At 57.6% G+C, this 23733-nt stretch carries 21 protein-coding genes; 14 read left to right on the forward strand and 7 right to left on the reverse strand.

Annotated elements, in window-relative coordinates:
* Window positions 1-74 precede the first annotated feature (74 nt).
* From ACQZ51_RS06185 to ACQZ51_RS06205, 5 genes are all read left to right on the forward strand, one after another.
* Window positions 75-863 (forward strand): N-formylglutamate amidohydrolase, encoded by a 789-nt coding sequence (locus ACQZ51_RS06185; RefSeq protein WP_448776602.1) that lies wholly within the window; start codon window positions 75-77, stop codon window positions 861-863.
* A 12-nt stretch (window positions 864-875) separates the two neighbouring features.
* Window positions 876-1181 (forward strand): DUF1244 domain-containing protein, encoded by a 306-nt coding sequence (locus tag ACQZ51_RS06190; RefSeq protein ID WP_448776033.1) that lies wholly within the window; start codon window positions 876-878, stop codon window positions 1179-1181.
* A 156-nt stretch (window positions 1182-1337) separates the two neighbouring features.
* Complete coding sequence (locus ACQZ51_RS06195) at window positions 1338-1592, forward strand: DUF2312 domain-containing protein (RefSeq protein ID WP_042617583.1); 255 nt, start codon at window positions 1338-1340, stop codon at window positions 1590-1592.
* Between the two features lie 107 nt (window positions 1593-1699).
* Complete coding sequence (locus ACQZ51_RS06200; protein WP_448776035.1) at window positions 1700-1891, forward strand: CsbD family protein; 192 nt, start codon at window positions 1700-1702, stop codon at window positions 1889-1891.
* 264 nt (window positions 1892-2155) lie between these two features.
* Window positions 2156-4054, forward strand: coding sequence for a potassium transporter Kup (locus ACQZ51_RS06205; RefSeq protein WP_448776036.1), 1899 nt, complete (start codon window positions 2156-2158; stop codon window positions 4052-4054).
* 30 nt (window positions 4055-4084) lie between these two features.
* Here the strand turns inward: ACQZ51_RS06205 and ACQZ51_RS06210 are convergent, their stop codons facing one another.
* Entirely contained in the window at window positions 4085-5026 is a 942-nt protein-coding gene (locus ACQZ51_RS06210; RefSeq protein WP_448776038.1) for an alpha/beta fold hydrolase, read from the reverse strand.
* A gap of 405 nt (window positions 5027-5431) precedes the next feature.
* Here ACQZ51_RS06210 and ACQZ51_RS06215 point away from each other — a divergent pair, with 405 nt between their 5' ends.
* A complete protein-coding gene (locus tag ACQZ51_RS06215; RefSeq protein ID WP_042617579.1) occupies window positions 5432-5914 on the forward strand; it encodes an Hsp20 family protein in 483 nt (160 codons plus the stop codon).
* Between the two features lie 31 nt (window positions 5915-5945).
* Here the strand turns inward: ACQZ51_RS06215 and ACQZ51_RS06220 are convergent, their stop codons facing one another.
* Window positions 5946-6971 (reverse strand): bile acid:sodium symporter family protein, encoded by a 1026-nt coding sequence (locus tag ACQZ51_RS06220; RefSeq protein ID WP_448776041.1) that lies wholly within the window; start codon window positions 6969-6971, stop codon window positions 5946-5948.
* A gap of 106 nt (window positions 6972-7077) precedes the next feature.
* On the opposite strand from ACQZ51_RS06220, the gene ACQZ51_RS06225 reads away from it, so the two are divergent.
* Window positions 7078-7938 carry a LysR substrate-binding domain-containing protein gene (locus tag ACQZ51_RS06225; RefSeq protein WP_448776042.1) on the forward strand — a complete coding sequence of 287 codons (861 nt, stop codon included), beginning with the start codon at window positions 7078-7080 and terminating at the stop codon, window positions 7936-7938.
* Here the strand turns inward: ACQZ51_RS06225 and ACQZ51_RS06230 are convergent.
* On the reverse strand, window positions 7935-8990 hold the full coding sequence (locus ACQZ51_RS06230; protein ID WP_448776044.1) for a threonine aldolase family protein: 1056 nt from the start codon (window positions 8988-8990) through the stop codon (window positions 7935-7937). The genes ACQZ51_RS06225 and ACQZ51_RS06230 overlap by 4 nt on opposite strands.
* A gap of 363 nt (window positions 8991-9353) precedes the next feature.
* Between ACQZ51_RS06230 and gltB the strand changes: the two genes are divergently transcribed.
* The 4 genes from gltB to ACQZ51_RS06250 all read left to right on the forward strand — a co-directional run bounded on the left by gltB (window position 9354) and on the right by ACQZ51_RS06250 (window position 16313).
* Entirely contained in the window at window positions 9354-14093 is a 4740-nt protein-coding gene (gene gltB / locus ACQZ51_RS06235; RefSeq protein ID WP_448776046.1) for a glutamate synthase large subunit, read from the forward strand.
* 8 nt (window positions 14094-14101) lie between these two features.
* Window positions 14102-14227 (forward strand): hypothetical protein, encoded by a 126-nt coding sequence (locus ACQZ51_RS06240; protein ID WP_269082234.1) that lies wholly within the window; start codon window positions 14102-14104, stop codon window positions 14225-14227.
* A 47-nt stretch (window positions 14228-14274) separates the two neighbouring features.
* Complete coding sequence (locus ACQZ51_RS06245; RefSeq protein ID WP_448776047.1) at window positions 14275-15732, forward strand: glutamate synthase subunit beta; 1458 nt, start codon at window positions 14275-14277, stop codon at window positions 15730-15732.
* 185 nt (window positions 15733-15917) lie between these two features.
* On the forward strand, window positions 15918-16313 hold the full coding sequence (locus ACQZ51_RS06250; protein ID WP_448776049.1) for a hypothetical protein: 396 nt from the start codon (window positions 15918-15920) through the stop codon (window positions 16311-16313).
* An 89-nt stretch (window positions 16314-16402) separates the two neighbouring features.
* On the opposite strand, the gene ACQZ51_RS06255 is transcribed toward ACQZ51_RS06250, so the two are convergent.
* Window positions 16403-16969 (reverse strand): AAA family ATPase, encoded by a 567-nt coding sequence (locus tag ACQZ51_RS06255; protein ID WP_448776051.1) that lies wholly within the window; start codon window positions 16967-16969, stop codon window positions 16403-16405.
* Between the two features lie 296 nt (window positions 16970-17265).
* Here ACQZ51_RS06255 and ACQZ51_RS06260 point away from each other — a divergent pair, with 296 nt between their 5' ends.
* Window positions 17266-17658 carry a hypothetical protein gene (locus ACQZ51_RS06260; RefSeq protein WP_448776053.1) on the forward strand — a complete coding sequence of 131 codons (393 nt, stop codon included), beginning with the start codon at window positions 17266-17268 and terminating at the stop codon, window positions 17656-17658.
* 108 nt (window positions 17659-17766) lie between these two features.
* Here ACQZ51_RS06260 and ACQZ51_RS06265 read toward each other — a convergent pair whose 3' ends face one another.
* Together ACQZ51_RS06265 and ACQZ51_RS06270 are read right to left on the reverse strand one after the other, a co-directional pair.
* Entirely contained in the window at window positions 17767-19008 is a 1242-nt protein-coding gene (locus ACQZ51_RS06265; protein ID WP_448776054.1) for an SGNH/GDSL hydrolase family protein, read from the reverse strand.
* A gap of 73 nt (window positions 19009-19081) precedes the next feature.
* The gene (locus ACQZ51_RS06270; protein WP_042617799.1) at window positions 19082-20305 is read right to left on the reverse strand and encodes a lytic murein transglycosylase; all 1224 of its coding nucleotides are present in this window, start codon (window positions 20303-20305) and stop codon (window positions 19082-19084) included.
* A 198-nt stretch (window positions 20306-20503) separates the two neighbouring features.
* Between ACQZ51_RS06270 and galU the strand changes: the two genes are divergently transcribed.
* Complete coding sequence (gene galU / locus ACQZ51_RS06275) at window positions 20504-21391, forward strand: UTP--glucose-1-phosphate uridylyltransferase GalU (RefSeq protein WP_042617571.1); 888 nt, start codon at window positions 20504-20506, stop codon at window positions 21389-21391.
* A 52-nt stretch (window positions 21392-21443) separates the two neighbouring features.
* On the opposite strand, the gene ACQZ51_RS06280 is transcribed toward galU, so the two are convergent.
* Window positions 21444-22970 carry an outer membrane beta-barrel protein gene (locus tag ACQZ51_RS06280; RefSeq protein WP_448776604.1) on the reverse strand — a complete coding sequence of 509 codons (1527 nt, stop codon included), beginning with the start codon at window positions 22968-22970 and terminating at the stop codon, window positions 21444-21446.
* Window positions 22971-23239: 269 nt separating this feature from the next.
* On the opposite strand from ACQZ51_RS06280, the gene ACQZ51_RS06285 reads away from it, so the two are divergent.
* Window positions 23240-23701 carry a DUF3617 domain-containing protein gene (locus ACQZ51_RS06285; protein ID WP_448776056.1) on the forward strand — a complete coding sequence of 154 codons (462 nt, stop codon included), beginning with the start codon at window positions 23240-23242 and terminating at the stop codon, window positions 23699-23701.
* Window positions 23702-23733 lie beyond the last annotated feature (32 nt).

Genomic DNA, 23733 nt, shown 5'->3' on the forward strand with positions numbered 1-23733 from the left:
GCGGTCTCAACTTGCGCGTGGCGCTGAGCCGTGGCATCAAGCGTCTCTCCCTTATCATCGCCAGAAATCTAGAGATGCCAGACTTCCAGCCATACGAAATCATAGAAGGCGATTATGACAAAGGCATGGTCCTGCTTGCCGATCACGCCACCAACCTTCTGCCGCCTGCCTATGGTGATCTCGGCCTGCCGCCACAGGCTTTTCAGCGCCACATCGCGTTTGATATCGGCATTGAAGGCCTGACCCGAAAGCTTGCGGAACGGTTGGGCGTTCCCGCCGTCATGAGCCGATTTTCCCGCCTGTTGATCGATCCCAATCGCGGCGAAGACGATCCGACGCTGATCATGAAGATTTCTGATGGCGCGATCATTCCTGGCAATCATCCGATCACGAAGCATGAGTGGGATCTGCGGCTCAACGCATTTCATCGGCCCTATCACAAAGCGGTGGATGGCGTGCTGGGCAGGGTCGCAGATGCAAGCGGCAAGGCGCCGCTGGTGTTTTCGCTTCACTCCTACACGCCGTTCTGGAAGACCGTTGCCCGCCCCTGGCATGCCGCCGTGCTCTGGGACACAGACCGCCGCGCTGTCCATCCTTTGCTTGCCCACCTGCGGGCGGCAGGTGACATTCTTGTGGGAGATAACGAGCCCTATGATGGTGCGTTGAAGGGTGACACCATGTACCGCCATTGCATGGTCAAGGGTCTGGCCCATGCACTTCTGGAAGTGCGGCAGGATTTGATTGGCGATGAGGCGGGGATTGAGGCCTGGGCTGTGCGCCTTGCTCCCATTTTTGCCGCAATGAATGCTGATCCCACCCTCCATGACTACAAGCAGTTCGCATCGCGGACAGGGCCCTATTGAGCGGAGAACAGCATGAGCGAACTTAACGAGCGCCAGAAGACAGAGCTTGAGGCGGCTGCATTCCGCAGGCTTCTCAACCACCTGCGCGAACGCAACGATGTGCAGAATATCGATCTGATGAACCTTGCCGGCTTTTGCCGCAACTGCCTGTCCAACTGGTATGCCGATGCAGCCCGCGATGCAGGCCACGAGATCAGTAAGGATACGGCCCGTGAGATGGTTTACGGCATGCCCTATGATACCTGGAAAACGCTCAATCAGGGCGAGGCCAGTGATGCCCAGAAAGTCGCATTCGAGCAAAACAAGCCCCACGAATAAAGCACCAGTACCGGAAACGGCTTGACGCGGCGGCCCGGGACGGGCAGTTCACCAACCTTGAAAATTCAGCTGCCATCGCAGCCTGGAGGCTCGTGCCTCCAACCAGTTTGAATGAAGCGGCTCTTCATACAGAGCCCACCCGCAAAGGATAGAAGAATGGACGAAACAGCCACAACCGAAACCGTAGCCGCCGCCGAACTGCGTCAGTTCATCGAACGCATCGAGCGTCTTGAAGAAGAAAAGGCTGCGATCTCAGGCGACATCAAGGATGTCATGGGCGAGGCAAAGGGTCGTGGTTACGACACCAAGGCCATCCGCACGATCATTCGTCTGCGCAAGAAGGACGCCAACGAGCGTATCGAGGAAGAAACGATCCTGCAGACCTATATGGCCGCGCTTGGAATGGAATAATGCAGTGGCCGACCTGAGTTGCTGACCAAATTTTCGGGGAACCATACTGCTTCCTAACCCGTTGTTCCACCAATCGAGCAATCCAGCTCACAATAAGGAGAACGATCATGGGAAGCACAATGGACAAGGTTAAGGGCAAGGCAAACGAAGTTGCTGGCGAAGCTCGTCAGGCAGTAGGCGATGCGACCGACAACCACGAAATGGAAGCCAAGGGCGCAGCTCAGGAAGCCAAGGGTCATGCACAGCAGACCAAGGGCGAAGCCAAGGAAAAAGTGAAAGACGTGATCGACCGCGCATAACGGTTGCCGTCCGCACATAAAGGGCTCCGAACTCAGTTCGGAGCCTTTTTTTATGGCCTGAGGTTCGGTCTAGAACCGCTATTGGCGTCATTTTTTGCCTCGGCCTGCGGGCGCGTGGGTTGTGTACGAAGGCGGCCTGGATGGAAAAATCAGGCGGGCGTTCGCCAGAATGATTTTTCCCTGTTCACAAGACGTTGCCGGAAGCTCACAGTTGCGTCATAAACGCCGAAAGGCCAGACGGCCGTACCGCCTGAAAGGCCTGAAATGACATCGAATGCGCCTGCGTCAGAGACGCGGAAGTTCCTCGTTCTCCTGCTGGGATCCGTTGGGGTCGTGTATGGCGACATCGGAACAAGTCCGCTTTATGCTTTTCGTGAGGCGCTTCGTCCGTTCTCTTCAGACGGCGTGCAGCAGATCGAGGTGATCGGCCTCATCTCGTTGATGATCTGGACGCTGACCATCATCGTCACATTCAAATATGTCCTGTTTCTTTTGCGTGCAGATAATGATGGTGAGGGTGGAACGCTTTCTTTGCTTGCGCTTCTCATGAAAAAGACGGGAAGCTACATGCCTGCGCTGTTTTTCGCGGGTCTGATCGGCGCGGCGCTGTTCATCGGTGATGCGATGATTACGCCAGCGCTTTCCGTCATGTCTGCGCTTGAGGGCATGAAGCTCGTCACGCCTGCCTTCTCAGATTACGTTTTGCCTCTTTCCGTCGTCATCATGCTCGGCCTGTTTGCGGTGCAATCCAAGGGTACAGAGGCGGTCGCCAAGTTCTTCGGCCCCATCACCGTTGTGTGGTTCCTTGCCATGGCCTGGGGTGGGCTGATCCATGTCGGGGATGATCTGACGATTCTTCAGGCGCTCAATCCCGTCAACGCACTCTGGTTCGTCACCCATGCCGGTTGGGCCGGGCTGGTCGCTCTTGGCGCTGTGTTCCTGACGGTGACAGGCGCTGAGGCCTTGTATGCCGATCTCGGCCATTTCGGCCGCAAGCCGATCAGCGTCGCATGGTTTATTCTGGTGTTTCCGGCGCTCGGCCTCAACTATCTCGGTCAGGGCGCGCTAGTGCTCAGCAATCCGGCAACCATCGATAATCCCTTCTATCTGCTCTATCCGGAATGGGCGCTGCTGCCCATGGTCATTCTGGCGACGATGGCCACCATCATCGCCAGCCAGGCGGTCATCACCGGTGCGTTCTCGCTGGCCCGTCAGGCGGTGCATCTTGGCTTCCTGCCGCGCCTTGCCATCAAGTTTACGTCGGAAACAAACACGGGGCAGATTTACGTGCCGTCCGTGAACATGATCCTGCTCATTGGCGTCATCGTGCTGATCCTTACGTTCGGGTCTTCGGAATCGCTGGCGACCGCCTACGGTATCTCGGTCACGGGAGCGATGGTGGTCACGACGCTCATGGCGTTCCAGTTCCTGCGCTCGGTCTGGGGCTTCAAGGCCATCACTGCCGGTCTGCTGCTGGCACCGCTGCTGATGATCGAGACGGTGTTCCTGATGGCCAACATGCTGAAGGTCCATGATGGCGGTTGGGTGCCTCTGGCTCTGGCAGCTGCGATCATCATGGTCATGTGGACATGGACAAAGGGATCACGCTATCTGCGAACCAAGATCGCGAAGAACGATATTCCGCTGGGTGACTTCATCAAATCCATCGAAAGCTCGATTGACCGCGAATCCCCCAGCGCACCCGTGACTGTTCCCGGAACCGCTGTGTTCCTGACAAGCGTTCCCAACATGACGCCGGGCGTGTTGCTCCACAACCTCAAACACAACCACGTTCTTCATGAGCAGAACGTGATTCTGACGATCTGGACGCAGGACAAGCCCTATGTTGCAGAGAGCGAACGCGTGCATATGACACGACTTTCCAAGCGCTTCATGCAGCTTGAAATCACCTTCGGCTTTATGGACGAGCCCAATGTCACGAAGGCCCTTTCGCTGTGCAAGAAGGCCGGGTTCAAGTTCGAGATCATGCAGACGTCCTTCTATCTGGGACGTCGAAACCTCATTGCCACGCCGAATACGGGTCTGCCGCGCTGGCAGGAAGACCTCTATATCGCGCTGTCCGATTTCGGAATTGACCCATCAGCCTATTTCAATCTGCCCCCCAACCGTGTGGTTGAACTGGGAGAGCAGATCGCGATCTAGGCGGTTCATCTTGCCAGAACGCTACGCGCTTTATTCAACGGGCGCGAAGAACGTGTCGATCGCGGCCAGCGCCTGGCGGCGGTAGACATCGCGCTCCAGAAACAGCTCGTGGCGCGCGCCCGTTACCGGTATCAATTGCGCGGCACGGAAGTTGCGGGAAAGCTCTTCCTGCGCCGCATAGGGCGTGATGGCATCGCGAATGGGTGCGAGCAGAAGCGTCGGTACGGTGACCTTGGTCAGATGCTCCTGCCGGGTCACACGCGGCATCGTTTTCAACGCTTCATACAGCCAGCGTGCGGTTGGTGCGCCTATGAAAAGCTCTGGATGCTCGGTGCCGATAGCCGCATTGCGGGCAAATCTCACAGGATCTGAGGTGAGCGGATTGTCTTCGAAAGACCGCGCGCGATGATCCTTGCCCACCTGCATTCCGCCAAGGCCGAGGAGGCTCAGCGTCGTGACGACGGCCTTGATGAACCAACCCGGCATGGATTGTCCGCTCAAGCCAATGAAGGGCGCGCTCAGCACCATGCGCTCGATGCGGTTGGATAGGGCAGGTGCCATGGAAAGGGCTGCAAGCCCGCCGGTGGAATGGGCCAGCAGGAAGAAGGGCAGGCGCGCATCGGGCAGCACAACCTGCTCCAGAAACAGCGAAATATCCTTCTGATAATCGGAAAAACGGCGCACATATCCGGCATGCGCCTTCTTGAGCAAGCGCTCGGAGGCGCCCTGGCCGCGCGTATCGAAGGTGGCGACCCAGAAGCCCTTGGCGGTCAGGTCATTGATGGTTTCGAAGTATTTTTCGATGCACTCATTGCGGCCATGCAAGAGAACGATGGTGCCGCGCGCCACGGAATGGCTGGAGCGAAAGATCGCGTAGCGCAGCTTCTTGTTCTTATGACCGGTAAACGTGCCCACGATGTGATTGTCGGGCACGGGGTTGCCCTTGGTCGCGTGCAATGTGGCTTCGGTCATGGGGTGGTTTCCGACTTGGCACTGAAGAGGTGTTTCAGAACGGGATAAGTGGCGCGCCCATTTGCGTCAAAGGAAAACATGCGCGTGAAAGGAAAAGTTGCCGGAACCGTCGGGCTTAGCAGTCGCGGTTCCGGCCAATATGACAGAAGAAGAAGGGACGTTATCCTCCTGCCGCCGGAGAAAGCCTCCGATGTCGCTTGTTTAGCGGAGGTAAAATGAACGTTTTCAGAATTGCCCGTTCAGATGAAGTTCACATGTGAAGCGGCGCTAAAAAAGCTCTTGAACTTCTCGCAAGCCCTTCCCATCTCTTGGTTACGGTCGCCAGAACGGGGCCGTAACCCGGGTCACTCATCGCCAGAATGGGATGAGGCCTTATCGCAAACAGTCGCTTCCTAGGAGGACACCATGCGTCACGTTGATTTTTCCCCTCTTTACCGCTCCACAGTCGGTTTCGACCGTCTTTTCTCCATGCTCGATGGTCTTGGCCAGCCGGAGCAGGCACAGGCCTATCCGCCCTACAACATCGAGCGCACCGGCGAGAACAACTACCGCATCACCATGGCGGTGGCCGGTTTCGATGAGAGCGAACTCAGCATCGAATCCCGCGCCAATGTTCTGACGGTCAAGGCTGAAAAGGCCGATGAGACCAAGGAGAGCGAAGGCGAATTTCTCTATCGTGGAATTGCCAAGCGTGCTTTCGAGCGTCGCTTCCAGATGGCGGACCACGTGGAAGTGCAGAACGCTTCCCTGAAAAACGGCCTGCTGCACATCGATCTCTACCGCAACATTCCTGAAGCCATGAAGCCACGCCGTATCGCGATTGTTTCAGACGTTTCGGAAGAGCCACGGCAGATCGAGGCGCAGATTACGCCAGCGCAGGTCAACTAATCCCACATTCCAATGTTACGGACGGCCCCTTTTATGGGGCCGTTTTTGTTTGTGCGGGCAGGGCATCCGCTTTTGTAGATGTCGGCTTTTCAATGGTCTTTGTTTTGCGCGCATAGCGTTGGGCAATCGCCGCGCAGGCCATCAGCTGGATCTGGTGGAACAGCATCAGTGGCAGCACGATTGCGCCGATGCTTTGGCCAGCGAAAATCGCGCCTGCCATGGGTACGCCGCTTGCGAGGCTTTTCTTCGAGCCGCAGAAGGTGATCGTTATCTCGTCTTCCTTCTTGAAGCCCATGAGGCGGCTTCCAAACATGGTGATGAGCAACACGGCGGTCAAAAGCACAATATCGACAGCAATGACCACGCCGATGTCACGAAGAGTGAACTGCTGCCAGATGCCTTCGACGACAGCGTCGCTGAAGGCGAGATAGACGACCATCAGGATGGAGCCACGATCGACGGGAGCGAGAAGGGACTTGCGGGCGCGGATCCAGTCGCCGATCCAGGGTTGCAGGCACTGGCCAAGAATGAAGGGAAGCAGAAGCTGGAGGAAAATCTGGAGGAAGGCATCCAGCGAGAAGCCGCCGCCGTGGCCGCCAACGGTAAACAGAAAGCCGACAAGCGCCGGAGTAAGGAACATCCCGAGAATATTGGAGGCCGATGCCGCGCAAACGGCTGCAGGTACGTTGCCGCCAGCCATGGACGTGAAGGCGATAGAGGATTGGACAGTGGAGGGCAGCACGCAGAGGAACAGCACGCCCATATAGAGCGGTGCCGGCAGGATCTCCCGCGGGATATAGCCCAGCGCGACACCGAGGAGGGGAAACAGCCCGAACGTGACGAGCAGGATGACGAGATGCAGCCGCCAGTGCAGCACCCCCGCAATCACCACATCCCGGGACAATCTGGCCCCATGCAGGAAAAACAGCAGAGCGATTGCGCACTTCGTCGCGATGCCGAAGTAATCGGCCCATTCGCCGCTGATCGGTAGCAGGGAGGCAAGAATGACTGTGGCCACCAGCATCATGGTGAAGCGGTCTGGCAGGAAGCGGCTCATGGAGGCAGATCTTTCCGTTATCCGGGTTTGTCTTGAAAGGAGGTCCAATATCGCTCATCATGATTTAAGATGCAAAGACTAACAGTTATCACATTTCAGGATAACCATGCTCAACCTGCAACATCTGGCCAGCTTCGTTGCGCTGGAGCAAACGATGAATTTTACCCAGGCCGCAGAACGGCTGGGCATCGGTCAGTCCACACTCAGCCAGCATATTCAGCGGCTGGAAGCATCGCTCGGGCAGCGCCTGATCGCCCGCGATACCCACCGCGTGCGGCTGACGCCGGAGGGTGAGGCGCTTTTGGGTTATGCACGCAACATGCTGGATATCAACAGCAAGGTAGCGGCTTTGTTCGGCGAAAGCAGGCTGCGGGGGCGTCTTCGCCTTGGTGTTTCCGAAGATTTCGTCGCCAGTCGGCTCACCGTCATTCTCGAAGAATTCACCCGGCTTTATCCGCTTGTTGATCTGGAGCTGACGGTGGCACTGAGCGGCGTGCTCTATGAGATGCAGGATAATGGCGAGTTGGATGTGGTGCTGGCCAAGCGGCGGCTGGGCGACCAGCTCGGCCATTTCCTCTATCGCGAACCGCTGGTGTGGCTGGCGAGGGACCCTGACGCTGTTATGGCGCGAGACAATGCTCTTCCGCTGATTGCCTTTCCGCCACCCAGCATCACGCGAAAAGCCGCGCAGGAGGCGCTGGACCGCGCTGGTGTTGCATGGCGCATCGTCTGCACCTGCGGCAGCCTGAGCGGGCTGACGGCGGCTGCGCGGGCGGGAATGGGTGTTCTCGTTCAGCCGCGCAGCATGGCGCCATCGGGGCTCAGAGAGCTGCCCAAAGGCGCGTTGCCTGCGCTGGAAGACGTGGAATTCGTCCTCCAGCCGCGCAAGGGCGCCGATGCCGAGCTGGTCGAGGCGCTCTCCCGGCTGGTGATGGCCAAGGGTATGGTGCCGGGAAGCTCTCTTTAAGCAGTCCCGCAGATCGCAAGGAAATCATCCACGTCGTTCTCAAGCGTCGCAAAGCTTGTGACGAGGCGGATGAGCTGTTCGTTCTCGCCCACCGGTTCTGGCATGTCATGGGGCACCGGCCAGTCGTAGAAGCTGGCGCCGGCATCCTTTGCCGCCTTTGCCTTGTCCTTGTTCAGCACCACGAACAATTCGTTAGACTGGGTCTGCCATGCGAGACGTGCGCTGTTGGATGCTGACAGGCCATCACGCAGGCGGGTTGCCATGGCGTTGGCGTGGGCGGCCAGTTCGAGCCAGAGATCATTGGCAAAATAGGCATCGAATTGCGCCGCCATGAAGCGCGTCTTGGAGAAAAGCTGGGCGGAACGCTTGCGAATGAAGGGCAGGTCTTCTGCCGTTTTCGGATCCATATAGACGATGGCTTCCGCGCACCAGCAACCGTTTTTCGTTGCCCCGAAGGACAGAATGTCGACGCCGCGCTTCCATGTCATTTCGGCAGGTGTGGTGTCCAGCGCCGTCAGCGCATTGGCAAAGCGCGCGCCATCTATATGCAGCGGCACACCGGCCTTTTTTGCAATGTCAGAGATCGCCTGGATTTCGTCAAGCTCGTAGATGGTGCCCTGTTCGGTCGCCTGCGTCAGCGTTACCAGCATGGGCTGGCCCTGGTGGATGGAGCCGGGCGGGAAGCGGCCAATGGCGGCTTCAAGGTTCTTCGGCAGCATCTTGCCGTTCGGTCCGGCAACCGGCATCAGGCGCGAGGCATTGGAGAAATAGACGGGAGCGCCGCATTCATCCTCGATCACATGCGCTTCGGAGTGGCAAAAGGCGATGCCGCCGGGTCGCGCAACACTGGCCATGGCCAGAGAATTGGCAGCGGTGCCCGTGCCCACGAAGAACACGGCCACTTCGCGCTCGAAGATTTCGTTGAAGCGTTTCTCGATGGCCCGGTCCAGCTCGCTGGTGCCGTAGGCGGCGGCAAAACGCGTGGATTCCTTCATCAGCCGCTCATTGATGGCGGGGTGGGCGCCTGCCCAATTGTCGGAAGCAAAAAACATGGGTCTGCACTTTCGATGAGTTGATGATGGCTGCGGTGCCTTGGTAGGCCAAGAGATAGTCGTTTTATGGGCTTATTTTGCGGAAGGCAAATCCGGTAATGAAAGCAACGATTTCGCCCTGTCGCCGGAATAAAATTGCGTCGAATTCGACCCCCGAGACACGAAACGTCATTTTGCGGGTTTATAATTTGTTAGGGTGGACTTGCAGAGCAAGGATGTTTCTGTCAAAATTCACTCGGAATTGTGACAGCAATGCTGTCCTAAATTGACAAGCGGACGCGATGCCACTATCCAGAAATGGGGGAGGCAGACCATCCGCCTCTCTGCGTGAAGCCATGCAACGTGTTGCAGGAGGGATGAAACATGACGATCAAGCTGGACGGCGAAAACGCCACTGCTGCCGTAACCAATGACTGTCCGACGAGTGCCGAGCCCAAGGCTGCGGCACGCGCGACCATTGGTGGCCTTCCTCCAAAGCAGGGTCTTTATGACCCGCGCAACGAGCATGACGCCTGCGGCGTGGGCTTCGTTGCCCATATGAAGGGCCAGAAGTCGCACCAGATCGTCAAGGACGGCCTGTTCATCCTTGAAAACCTCACCCACCGCGGTGCTGTTGGTGCCGATCCCCTGATGGGCGATGGCGCGGGCATTCTGGTGCAGATCCCCGACAAGTTCTTCCGTGAGGAAATGGCGCTTCAGGGCATCACCCTGCCCAAGGCTGGCGAATACGCTGTCGGACATATCTTCATGTCGCGCGATGCGGCCCAGATCGAGCACTACAAGAAGGTCATCATCGATGTGGTGGCTGAAGCTGGACAGCAGTTCATCGGCTTCCGTGATGTGCCTGTCGACAACTCTTCGCTTTCGGAAGCGCCTGATATTGCTGCAACCGAGCCGCACCACGTGCAGGTTTTCATCGGCGCCGGTCGCAATGCCGCGACCAATGCCGATTTCGAGCGTCAGCTGTTCCTGATCCGCAAGGTAATTTCCAACACCATCTACAATGCCGGTGGTGGCAAGGAAGCGCAGGATTTCTATCCGGTTTCTCTGTCGTCCTCGACCATCGTCTATAAGGGCATGTTCCTCGCCTATCAGGTTGGTGCCTATTACAAGGATCTGGCTGATCCTCGGTTCGAAAGTGCCGTGGCTCTTGTTCACCAGCGCTTCTCGACCAACACCTTCCCATCCTGGAAGCTGGCGCACCCGTACCGCATGGTTGCCCATAACGGCGAAATCAACACGCTGCGCGGCAACGTCAACTGGATGGCGGCGCGTCAGGCTTCCGTTGCATCGCCGCTGTTTGGTGAGGATATTTCCAAGCTCTGGCCGATTTCCTACGAAGGACAGTCGGACACGGCCTGCTTCGACAACGCGCTCGAATTCCTGGTGCGGGGTGGCTACTCCATGGCGCATGCCGTGATGATGCTGATCCCGGAAGCATGGGCTGGCAACCAGTCCATGTCGCCTGAGCGCAAGGCATTCTACGAATATCACGCAGCTCTGATGGAGCCATGGGATGGCCCGGCTGCCGTTGCCTTCACCGATGGCAAGCAGATCGGCGCGACGCTTGACCGCAACGGTCTGCGTCCTGCACGTTATCTCGTCACCGATGACGACCGCATCATCATGGCGTCTGAGGCTGGCACATTGCCGGTGCCGGAAGAGCGCATCATCAAGAAGTGGCGCTTGCAGCCCGGTAAGATGCTGCTGATCGACATGGAAAAGGGCGCGATCATTTCCGATGAGGATGTGAAGCGCGAACTGGCGACCAAGCACCCTTACCGCACATGGCTTGATCGTACCCAGCTGATCCTCGAAGACCTGAAGCCCGTCGAGCCCCGCGCTCTGCGTCGCGACGTGTCCCTGCTCGACCGTCAACAGGCCTTTGGTTACACCAGCGAAGACACCAAGCTTTTGATGTCTCCGATGGCCACAACCGGTCAGGAAGCCATCGGCTCCATGGGCACGGACACACCGATCTCGGCCATGTCGTCCAAGTCCAAGCTGCTCTACACCTATTTCAAGCAGAACTTCGCGCAGGTCACCAACCCGCCGATCGATCCGATCCGCGAAGAGCTTGTCATGAGCCTTGTGTCCTTCATCGGCCCGCGTCCGAACATTCTGGACCATGAGGGTGCAGCCCGCGCCAAGCGTCTGGAAGTGCGCCAGCCGATCCTGACCAATGGCGATCTGGAAAAGATCCGCTCCATCGGCCACACGGAAGACCGTTTCGACACCAAGACGCTCGACTTCACCTATGATGTGGAGCGCGGTGCCGAAGGCATGCCTGAGATGCTGGACCGCCTGTGCGAGCGTGCGGAATCCGCCGTTCGTGGTGGCTACAACATCATTGTTCTGTCAGACCGTCAGGTCGGCCCGGATCGCATTGCCATTCCAGCCCTTCTGGCAACCGCTGCCGTTCACCACCACCTGATCCGCAAGGGTCTGCGCACCTCGGTTGGCCTCGTGGTCGAAACCGGCGAGCCGCGCGAAATCCACCATTTCTGCCTGCTGGCCGGTTATGGTGCGGAAGCCATCAACCCCTATCTCGCTTTCGATACGCTTCTGGACATGCACAAGCACAATGCATTTCCGAAGGAAGTGTCCGAAGACGAAGTGGTCTATCGCTACATCAAGGCGGTCGGTAAGGGCATTCTCAAGGTCATGTCCAAGATGGGCATTTCCACCTACCAGTCCTATTGCGGCGCGCAGATTTTCGACGCAATTGGCCTGTCTTCCGAGTTCATCGAGCAGTATTTCTTCGGCACCGCCACGCAAATTGAAGGCGTCGGCCTGACGGAGATTGCCGAGGAAACCGTATCGCGCCACAAGGATGCTTTCGGCAAGGATCCGATCCTCGCCAGCACGCTGGATATTGGTGGCGAATATGCTTACCGCATGCGTGGCGAAAGCCATGCCTGGAGCCCGGATGCGGTTGCCACCTTGCAGCACGCCGTGCGTGGCAACAGCCAGGAGCGTTACCGCGAATTCGCTGAAATGGTGAACGAGACGAACCTGCGGATGAACACCATTCGCGGCCTGTTCAAGGTCAAGGGTGCGGAAGCTTTGGGCCGCAAGCCGATCTCCATCGATGAGGTCGAGCCAGCGGTTGACATCGTCAAGCGTTTCTCCACCGGCGCCATGTCCTTCGGCTCCATCAGCCGCGAAGCCCACACCACGCTTGCCATTGCCATGAACCGCATTGGAGGCAAGTCCAACACGGGTGAGGGCGGCGAAGAATCCGACCGTTACCTGCCGCTGCTCAACGGCCAGCCGAACCCGGAACGCTCTGCCATCAAGCAGATCGCCTCTGGCCGCTTCGGTGTGACGACGGAATATCTCGTCAATGCCGATATGCTGCAGATCAAGGTTGCGCAGGGTGCCAAGCCCGGCGAAGGCGGCCAGCTGCCCGGCCACAAGGTGGATGCCACGGTTGCCAAGACCCGCCACTCCACACCGGGCGTCGGCCTTATCTCGCCACCGCCGCACCACGATATCTATTCCATCGAAGATCTGGCGCAGCTGATCTACGACCTGAAGAACGTCAACCCGGAAGCGGATGTTTCCGTCAAGCTCGTGTCTGAAGTCGGCGTCGGCACGGTTGCTGCCGGTGTTGCCAAGGCACGTGCGGACCACATCACCGTCTCAGGTTTTGATGGCGGCACGGGCGCGTCGCCGCTCACATCGCTCAAGCATGCCGGTTCCCCATGGGAAATCGGTCTTGCCGAAACACAGCAGACGCTGGTCATGAACGGTTTGCGTTCACGCATCGCGCTGCAGGTGGATGGCGGCCTGAAGACGGGCCGTGATGTCATCATCGGTGCTCTCTTAGGCGCGGATGAATTCGGTTTCGCAACGGCTCCGCTGATTGCTGCCGGTTGCATCATGATGCGCAAGTGCCATCTCAACACATGCCCTGTTGGCGTTGCCACGCAGGACCCGGTTCTGCGCAAGCGCTTCAAGGGTGCGCCTGAGCACGTCATCAACTACTTCTTCTTCGTTGCCGAAGAAGTGCGCGAAATTCTTGCTTCGCTTGGCGTATCCAAGCTGGATGAGATCATCGGCGCTTCCGAACTTCTCGAAAAGGATGAGATGCTGGCGCACTGGAAGGCAAAGGGACTCGATTTCAGCCGCATCTTCCACAAGGTTGATGCGCCGAAGGAAGCGACCTACTGGACAGAACGCCAGAAGCACCCGATCGACGACGTTCTCGACCGCAAGCTGATCGAGAAGTCCATGCCATCGCTTGAAAACCGCGAGCCTGTGGTTTTCGAAGTGCCGATCAAGAATGTCGACCGCTCCGCCGGTGCCATGCTCTCGGGCGCGCTGGCCAAGCGTTGGGGCCATAAGGGCCTGAAGGACGATACCATCCACGTGCTGCTGCGCGGCACGGCTGGCCAGTCCTTCGGCGCGTTCCTGGCACGCGGCATCACTTTTGATCTGGTGGGCGACGGTAACGACTATGTTGGCAAGGGTCTTTCGGGTGGCCGCATCATCGTGCGTCCGCCGGAAAATGCCCGCATCGTGGCCGAAAATTCGATCATCGTCGGCAACACGGTTCTCTATGGTGCCATCACCGGCGAGTGCTATTTCCGTGGCGTGGCGGGTGAACGCTTTGCCGTTCGCAACTCCGGCGCGCTTGCCGTTGTCGAAGGCGTGGGTGACCATGGCTGCGAATATATGACGGGCGGCATTGTCGTTGTTCTGGGTGAAACCGGACGCAACTTCGCAGCCGGCATGTCCGGCGGCGTGGCCTATGTTCTGGATGAGCAGGGTGATTTCGCCAAGCGCTGCAACATGGCCATGGTCGAGCTGGAGCCTGTGCCGGAAGAAGACGACATGCTGGAAAAGCTGCACCATCACGGTGGCGATCTCATGCACAAGGGACGTGTGGACGTTTCCGAAGACATGACCCGCCACGACGAGGAGCGCCTCTACCAGATGATCTCCAACCACTTCCATTACACAAACTCCAATCGCGCCAAGGACATTCTTGATCGCTGGAGCGAGTTCCGCCCGAAATTCCGCAAGGTCATGCCGGTCGAATACCGCCGTGCGCTTGAGGATATGGAGCGGATGAAAATGGGCGTGGCTGCGGAGTAATCCGACGCGTGAAGTCACTACACCGACTGATCTCGCTCTTAATCGCGGTCGCCGTTCCCACGGCGACCTACTGGACGAGCGGCGAGATCAGACTTGAGTTCATCGTACTGGGAGCAGCCGTGGGCGGCGCTTGACTGTACTGGGGCCCGACGGGTGCCCTGCTTTGATGTGAGGATATAACATGGGCAAGGTTACAGGTTTTCTGGAAATAGACCGTCAGGTTGGCAAGTATCAGCCAGCGTCGGACCGTATTCGCCATTTCCGGGAATTCACCATTCCCATGTCGGACCCAGAGGTGCAGAAGCAGGCGGCGCGCTGCATGGACTGTGGCATTCCCTATTGCCACGGCCCGACCGGCTGCCCGGTTCATAACCAGATCCCCGACTGGAACGATCTGGTCTATAACAACAACTGGGAAGAGGCGATCCGCAACCTTCACTCCACCAATAACTTCCCGGAATTCACCGGCCGTGTCTGTCCCGCACCCTGCGAAGAAGCCTGCACGCTGAACCTTGAAGATGCACCGGTTGCCATCAAGACCGTTGAACAGGCCATTGCCGACAAGGCCTATGAGCTTGGCTTCATCGTGCCAAAGCCCGCCACCGTCCACACTGGCAAGAAGGTCGCGATCATCGGTTCCGGCCCGTCGGGTCTGGCGGCTGCCCAGCAGCTGGGTCGTGCTGGCCATGAAGTCCATGTCTATGAGCGTGAAACCAAGGCTGGCGGCCTGCTGCGCTATGGCATTCCCGATTTCAAGATGGAGAAGAACTTCATCGATCGCCGCGTCGAACAGATCAAGGGCGAGGGCGTCACCTTCCATTACGGCGTCAATGTCGGCGTGGATGTCACCGTTGAAACGCTGACGGCTGAGCATGATGCAGTGCTCTATTGCGGCGGCTCGGAAACCCCGCGCCCAGCCGGTATTGGCGGCACCGAGTTTCACGGCGTGCATGATGCCATGCCCTATCTCGTGCAGCAGAACCGCCGCGTCGGTCGTGAAAACATCGACAGCATCGGCTGGCCTTCTGATCCAATTCTGGCTGGCGGCAAGCACGTTGTCGTCGTGGGTGGTGGCGATACGGCGTCGGACTGCGTCGGCACGGCGTTCCGCCAGGGTGCGGTCAAGGTCACTCAGCTCGACATTCGCCCAATGCCTCCTGAAAAGGAGGACAAGCTGGCCGTCTGGCCCTATTGGGCAACCAAGATGCGCACGTCTTCTTCGCAGGCGGAAGGTGCGGCCCGTGAATTTCAGGTGGCAACGCTTGAGTTCGTTGGTGATGAAGATGGCGTTCTGACTGGCGTCAAGTGCTGCCAAGTGGATGACCGCCGCAAGCCGATTGCCGGCACGGAATTCATCATCAAGGCCGATCTCGCCTTCATCGCCATCGGTTTCTCCGGCCCGTTCACAGATAGCGTTCTGAAGGAACTGGACGGCAAGCTGACGCTCAACACCGACCGCCGCGGCTCCACCAACGTCGTCGCCAATGACCGCGATTACAAGACCTCGGTCGACAAGCTCTGGGTAGCCGGCGACGTACGCCGCGGCCAGTCCCTCGTCGTCTGGGCCATCCGCGAAGGCCGCCAGGCCGCCCGCGCCATCGACGAAGCCCTGATGGGCGAAACGTTGTTGCCGAGCTGAGGCTGGCGCGATTTTTTTGAAAAAGAGCGACCCTAGTCCGCAGGATTAGGGTCGTTTTGCTTTGGGTGAGTGGATATCAGCAGGGGTCTTGAAACTAGGTGCGCAATAAATTCATTTCAAAGTTGAAATATTCGACATAGAATTCAGCTGACTACTTTCGATAGCTTTTGATGTGGAGAGGCATTTTGGCGAGAACCAGAGTTTCGAACTGGGCATACCGGGCCACCTCTGCTTTAATGGTCGCCACAAGTGCATTTATCTTGCGGTATTTCACTCAATTCCCTGTGATCCTCAAAAACATTGACGATCTGCTGCCAGAAAGTGGAATGGTGCAGATCCAATTTTTCTCAGGATATCTGGCGTTTCTTTTTGCAACCATCGCCATCCTGATGCGGTCCGGAGCGGTCATATGGTTGATCGCGCTTTTTGGACTCGTCAAAATGTGGGCGCCGGTGGTGGTTTTTCGAGACGATGGCTACTTTGCGAGTATCCGCTTTGATGCTGTGGCTGGTTGTTTGATCATTCTGCTGTCGTTTATCTTGTTCTGGTTCGTGGCGAAGGAAGAGATTAGGCGGCCTTGAGATCATGACAATCGAATCGGGCGGCGTGAAAACCACTTTCAAAGAACGTATATACACCAGGCCGAGGCAGCGATCAGGCTGGTGCATGTTCAAGGTAAAGCACCTTTGCTCGGTCTGTTCACCTCATGACCGCTTCGGCCACAAGCGTTATCGGCGAATGCAAAGTGCATATCAGCGGCCGACAAAAAATCAGCGACCTCTGATCGGCTGGTCAGCCTATATTTTTGCTCGGGATGTTGCTCGTAGAACCAGTGGTGCGCCTCAAAGGAGTTTAGGTGGTTCTTTCGGAGACGGTAGCCACGAGTATAATCCAGCAATTCTTCGAATTGGTCTGGTGTTCCTCCATCGGTTTGCCCCCGTCGCATCAAATTTGATATGCATTCGTCGTCGGCTAGATCGAGCCAGATCAATGTTGTTACGCGGGGAAAGACCTGCTTGAGAATTGAACCGTATATCCCTTCCATGACCCACGAGGCGTTGCCTGCGGCTTCAGCGACGAGTTGATCACGCTCATTGCGTGGGCGCTCCCCTGAGAAACCGGGTAACCAGTGCAAATCATCCAGATGTGTGACCGGAAACCCGAACTTGGCCGCCAACTCTTTCGCCAGCCACGACTTGCCGCTTCCACCATTACCTACGATGAAAACCCTTTCCATGGAGCGCTCTCCCGCCGAATATGTTTGTCGTCACTCGTGAAAATGTGACCCGGAATATCTCGGTTGACGAGTGCTGTGCAATGACTGCAAGGCGCCACTTGCGGACAAAGTGCGCAGCACCATTGATAAGCCCCAGGCAACACTGGGGCTATAAATAGCGGCATGTCTGCGACGAACGAGGCGATAAGGTGAATAGAAATAACTGCACAACCCTATGGCTAGCCGCATCTGTAACCGTATTGTTCGGTGGTTTCGAGCCATCTCACGCCATGCACCCTTGTCCGCCAAGAGCGGAAATGCGTCAGAATGCGCAGACAATTGTTGAAGTCGGGTTGAGGTCGCTATTTATCGGCGAGTCTGGGTTCATTTCAAACGGCAAAGTCCCGACCCGGATGGCTCGGGCCGAACTCGAAATAAAGCGCGTCATTAAGGGGACGTTCTCAGAAAAAGAAGCCGTTGCCATTGGCTTCATGTACCCGCCAGGACCTTATCGAGAACTCGCCCTGATGGCGATGTTCTATGGCGCTGGCGATGATGTCGATACGTTTGAACTGGAGCTTAGGCGTGCAGAGCTAGCTGACGACGTAGGCTTCTATCCTCTTAACTCCTGCATATATTACAAGTTTCCGGACATTGTAGAGGAGCATACCGGTTGGAAAGATAATCCTCTTCGGCCCTCACCTGAATGACGGCTAAGGGGCAACACTAGACATCACCCGTTTGGTTACCCTGACAATGCCGCGGCAAAATCTCATTAATTCGGCTTTGACTATGGCCTTAACGATGAACGTCGCCGCCTACTTCGCCGCCGTCTCCGCTGGCGCGGGCATGCGGTAATCATCCACGCGGCCCAGCGGTGCTGCGTCCATTAGGCCGCGTTTTGTGAGTTTTTCACGCGGGGATTCGGTGATGGAGAGTTTGGTGGCGGGTTTGTCGCCCAAGAGCACGTCGCCGCCATCGAGGTCTGGGTCGGTCAGGCTGATGGGCTGGGTGCGGACCTGTTGGGCGTCTATGCCAAGGGCGGGCAGAGAGGTGAGGGCGGGCAGGTTGCTGCCATCGAGCGTTGTCAGGTCAGGGCTTGCGCCATCAAGATGGCGGCGCACGAATTTCTCGACATAGAAGGCGAGCTTCTGTTTTCCGGCCTGCGTCATGCCGATGCCATCTGCTTCGCGCAAACGCGCCTGCTGGCCGTTGACGTCATAGCCTGTGGTCACGAACATACCGGCTTCATCCACGAAACCATCCCATACATCAACGAACTCGCCGCCAGCCTTTTCGATATGGCTGCGGTAAAGGCGGTTGAAGCTGACAAAATCGGCGGTCAGCGATGGCGATTGGAAGGCGGGAAGACCCACCCACAGCACGGGCACCTTTTGGCGGTTGGCAATGGCAATCAGCGCATCGATGCGGCGCTCATATTCTTTCAGCCAAGCCTCGGTGCCGTATTTTTCCTTGGTGTCGCCCATCACCATCATCTGGCGGTCGTTGGAGCCGAGCATGATGACGATGGTGGCGGGGCTGGTTTCCTTGATGAATTGCGGAAGATTGGCAAACCAGTCGTAATAATCCGTACGCACAAGGCCGGATGATCCGTTGGAGCGGACATCCACGGTAATGGCGGGCGAACTCTGGAAGCTGGAAACGAGGCCTTCGCCCATATTGCCAGCCAGAAAATCACCGATGACCAAAACGCGCCGCGCATTTTCAGCCTTGGCCACGGGGCCGGGCTTTGCGGTGCGCATCTGCACCACGGATGGCGTCTTGCGCGGTGGGGCTGGGCGCGTCACGGCGCGGTTATCGCGGGCGGCTGGCGGCGGGCGTCGCGTTCTTTCCGGCGGCGGCTGTCTGCGTTCCTGCTCGTATGTGCGTTCATAGCGCCTGTTGGGGCTGCCGAACATCATCTCGAACAGGGTGCGGCGTTCGCGCTGCTCCTGTGCCTGCGCGTAAGGAACAGACACAGGCAGGCTGATGATAAACGCCAGAAACGCGGCACCTATGCGCCGCGTCATGCGTTGAAAATCGCCTGTGTTTACTCTCATCACGGTCTTGAACTCCCGGACGGTACTTTTACGTATTATGGTTTTCTAATTCTGGTGCCGTCCGCACGGTCTGTCAATTGCGCAGGGCGCGCAGCAACAGGCGTGAGGGCTCGCCGTCATTTTCCATGCCCATACGCTTCTGGATGGCGCTGATGGCGGCCTTGGAGCCGGAGCCGAAATTGCCGTCCACTTCGCCATCATAATAGCCAAGCTCTTTCATGCGGGTCTGCAATTCGAACTTTTCCTTCACGTCCAGCGTATTATCAGGGCGCGGCCAGCGCTGCTGCATGCCACCGGTGCCGGCAATTTCATCGGCCAGAAGGCCAACTGCCAGCGCATAGCTATCAGACGAATTGTATCGCTTGATGGTGAAGAAGTTTTTCGTCATCAGGAAGCCGGGGCCGTTGGAACCACCCTGCATCTTTAGCATGGCACGGTCTGAGGCGCGGGGGAAGCCCTTGCCGCTGGGGCGGGCAAAGCCCAGCTTCTGCCACTCGCCCATGGTCTTTGTCTGACCTTCATAACGCCCGCCACCATTGGGAACGACCGCCTCATAGCCCCAGGTACGGCCCGGCTCCCAGCCATTTTTGGCCAAAAGGTTGGCAGCGGTTGCCAGAGCATCGGGAATGGAGTGCCAGATGTCGCGCTTGCCATTGCCGTCTGCGTCCACTGCGTAAAGCAGGTAGCTGGTGGGAATGAACTGCGTGTGGCCCATGGCACCGGCCCATGAACCGGTCAGTTGCTTCGGCGTCACATCACCGGCTTGCAGGATTTTGAGCGCCGCAATCAGCTGGTTACGGGCAAATTTGCCGCGTTTCGGGTCGGAATAGGCAAGGGTTGCGAGCGCCTGGGGAATGTTGTGCAGGCGTTCCGGCTTTTCCAGAACTGCACCATAATTGGACTCCATCGACCAGATGGCGAGGATGACGTGCTTGTCCACCTTGAAATTCCGCTCGATCCAGTTGAGGGTCGTGGCGTGCTTCATCTTCATTTCACGGCCAATGCGCACCGTGTAGGGATTGACGCGGCTATCGACGTAATCCCATATCTTGGTGGTGAATTCCGGCTGGAAGGTGGCCTTGCGCAAGGCGTCCGGGTCAGGCTCGGTCACGCCTGCGAATGCCTTCTGGTAGGTCGATTTGCTAATGCCTTCCTTAGCGGCTGTGGCGTAGAACTGGTTGATCCACTGGCGGAAACCTGCATCAGCATTGGCAGGTGATGGCGCAAAGGCGATTGCGATGCCCGCAAATGCCATGCAGCCAAATTTGCGAATGTGGGAAAGGATCAGCTTTTTCATCGGCAGTCTTTCGTTTCTCTCGAATTTCATTTCGATTGCGAGATACGCATCGGGCTTGACGATGTTTTAACAACTCAAAGTCAACAAATTCTTTACCATTAACTATGGGTAACGTCATCACTTACAAAAGATCGCCACTTTTGCCATAACAATGTCGTGGGTGATATTTGATCGAGCGAATCCCTCAAGGAGGAACGTGTGGTAGAACAGAAGAAAATTCGAAAAGCAGTTTTCCCGGTCGCGGGTCTTGGAACACGTTTCCTGCCCGCAACAAAAGCAGTTCCAAAGGAAATGCTGACCGTGGTCGACAAGCCGGTCATCCAGTATGTGGTGGATGAGGCTGCCGAAGCGGGTATCGAGCATTTCGTATTCGTAACCGGCCGTGGAAAAGGGGTGATCGAAGATTACTTCGATATTCAGTTCGAGCTGGAGCAGATGCTGCGCGAGCGCAACAAGAACGCTGAACTGACGCTGCTGTCGGGTATTCTGCCCAAGGCAGGAACTGCAAGCTTTACGCGCCAGCAGGTACCTCTTGGTCTTGGCCATGCCGTCTGGTGTGCGCGTGATATCGTTGGCGACGAGCCTTTCGCAGTGCTGTTGCCCGACATGATCATGCACTCTGAAAAGAGCTGCCTCAAGGGCATGGTCGATCTTTACGATCAGACCGGCGGCAACGTCATCGCGGTTCAGGAATGCGAACCCGACCAGGCCCATAAATACGGCATCGTCGGCGTTGGCGAAACTGTTGGCGAAGGCTTCAAAATCACGGAAATGGTCGAAAAGCCTGCCAAGGGAACTGCGCCATCGAACTACTACATCAATGGCCGTTACATCCTTCAGCCCGAGATTTTCAATATTCTCGAAAATCAGGAACGCGGCGCTGGCAACGAAATCCAGTTGACCGATGGCATGCTGTCGCTGGCCAAGAGCCAGGACTTTGCGGGCTACCGCTTCAACGGTGAAACCTTCGACTGCGGCGCAAAGGATGGCTTCATCCTGGCAAACGTAGCGTTTGCGCTGGAACGTGGCGATATCCGCCCTTCCATCGAGGGCCCGCTGAAGGCGCTCGTCAACAAGCTGAAGTAAGGTCTCAAACCTTTAAACGACAAATCCCGGCCTTCGTGCCGGGATTTTTGTTTTAGCGTCTCAGGGTCAGCCCTGCGCCAATCCGCCATTGGCTGTTGTCGGTCACAGGCGTCGTCTCGTAGCTGATGTCAGTGGTCAGATCGAGATATCTGTTGATGTTCCATGTCAGCCCGGCACCAACAGTATATTCCGTTTCGTCCTGAATGCTGGAGGTGAGGTAGGAGCGGCGCTCCAGCCCGGCCGTCAGTCGTGCCACGAGGTCGCTGCGTAGTTGATGCGTCAGGCCCGTCGTCAATTGCCTTGATATCCAGCCGCCGCGCGCGCCACCGGCAAAATCTTCAATGGTGGTGCGAAGGCCAAGGTTGACATCGGTGCCGCGCTGGGGCGACCACACGATGTTGCCATCCACCGCCAGCGCATTGATCGCCGCCAGACGGTCGTCATCATAGCCTTTGCGGAGATAACCGATGGCGGCTTCCCCGCGCAGCTTTTCCCCCAGATCGACCTGCGCGCCCACCTTCGCGCCATAGGTCTGCGAGGAGCGTTCATAGCCGGTATTGTCCCGCGTCTGGTCGTAATTGGTCAGGCCTGCGGTGACTTCGAGGAAGGGAACGAGTGCGGGCGATAATTCATAACCCAGCCGCCCCCGAACGCCCGCACCATAACGGTCGCGGTCGGCAAGGCTGATGGATTGGCCGTTGACGCCCTTGGCATCCGTATAGACGGTGCGGGAAAGATCCAGCGCGGCAAGGGCTTTCAAGATACCGACATTACGCTCCACAGATGCACCAGCGCTGAACACATGTTCGCCGCCCTGCACGGAGGCGTTAGAGATGGCGTTGGGATCATTGGTGTCTTCGCGGCTGAAGGCATATCCGGCTTTGAGGTTAGCCTGTGTGCCGTCACCCAGATCAAGGCGAAGGTCGGCGCCTATATTGGCGGTCGGCTCTTCGCCCGCGCTGCTGCCACCCAGATTGCGCTGATAGGCGCCCTCGCCAGTGATGGTCAGCGCATGGCGCGACCAGTCGCTGGTCAGCGTGCCGCGAATGGCCGTGGTCGAATAGGTGCGGCTGGTGGAGCCGTTGGAAAATGTCTTGTTCTCGTGGTTCAGCGTCTGGCTGATGGAAGGGCGAAGCGTCAGCGTTCCCAAGCGGATGCCTGGCGCAGTGCCATCATCATTCCGTGCATTTTCGCCGCCATCCACGGTTGGCTCGGCCCCGTTTTCAGAACTGACTGCAGCCTCCGCCGCACCGTCGAGGTCTTCCGGTATGGCGTCGCCGGGGTTGGAAAGCAGGCGCGTGGCGCCGGTGGTCAATGGGTCTGGGGTAACCGCTGCCGGTGCTGGCGGTTGGCGGTTAGGGCTGTCGGGATCTATGACGGACAGATTATTCTGGCCGATAAAGGGATCGGAACTCGTCAGGGTTCGAAGGCCGGACGTCTGGGGTGTCCGGTTGGCCGATTGGGCAAGAGCCGCTGTTTCAGGCCACAACACGGCACAAGCAACAAGCGCCGGGGCCAGCAGCACCGGGGCGGCTGTCCGCCACGTCGAAAGACGTCTTGCGGTGCTGTGATATTCCATGCGTGCTTCTATCCGGTCCCGACAAAATCTCGCCGCCAAAGGCAAATCTTCCGCTTCCTGCATCTCAGACGTTTCAATCGTCATAAGCATCTGTTTTTCTTGCAGGATATAAGCCCCTGGCGGTGCTGTGATGAAATCGCAGTCTGCCCGTGCAGGGTTATTTTATGGTTAACATTCTGTAAAAAATGGCAGGTACGTGCTGCTCTTCAACCGGCGGACCGTCTGGTCTATAGGAAGGCCAGAACATGCTACGTCTTGGGAATCTTGCAGTGAACAGATCTTTGCGACGCGCCGCCTGCCTTGCCGTTACCGCGCTGCTTTTGCCAACTGCTGGCAGCGCCTCTGATTTGCCTGCGCGCAAGGCGGGGCTTTGGATTATTTCCTCTAAAGACAACCTGTTTGCAAACTGGTCTGCCTGCGTGGATGACAGCAAGGACAATGTCATCAACACCGACATCTGGACGGATTTTGCCGCTGAATGCGAGGTTCTTCACACGGAAAAGACTGAGAAGGGGCGCACGTTGCTTGCCCAGTGCCAGTCCGGCCTCACAGGTAAGGTCAAGCTTCTGGTGGAATTGTCAGGGGATTTTCAGTCGCAGTACCACTTGGAATCGACGACCGTCTTTGCGGGCAAGGACGGGGAGGAGGCGCAGAGTTTCACAATTGATGCGCGCCATGGGGGCGACTGCCCCACGGGCATGCTGCCTGGCCAGAAAAAGATGGCGCGCTAAAGGCGGCCTCAAGCTTGTCGCCAATAGACATG

The sequence above is a fragment of the Agrobacterium sp. CG674 genome, assembly GCF_053521645.1.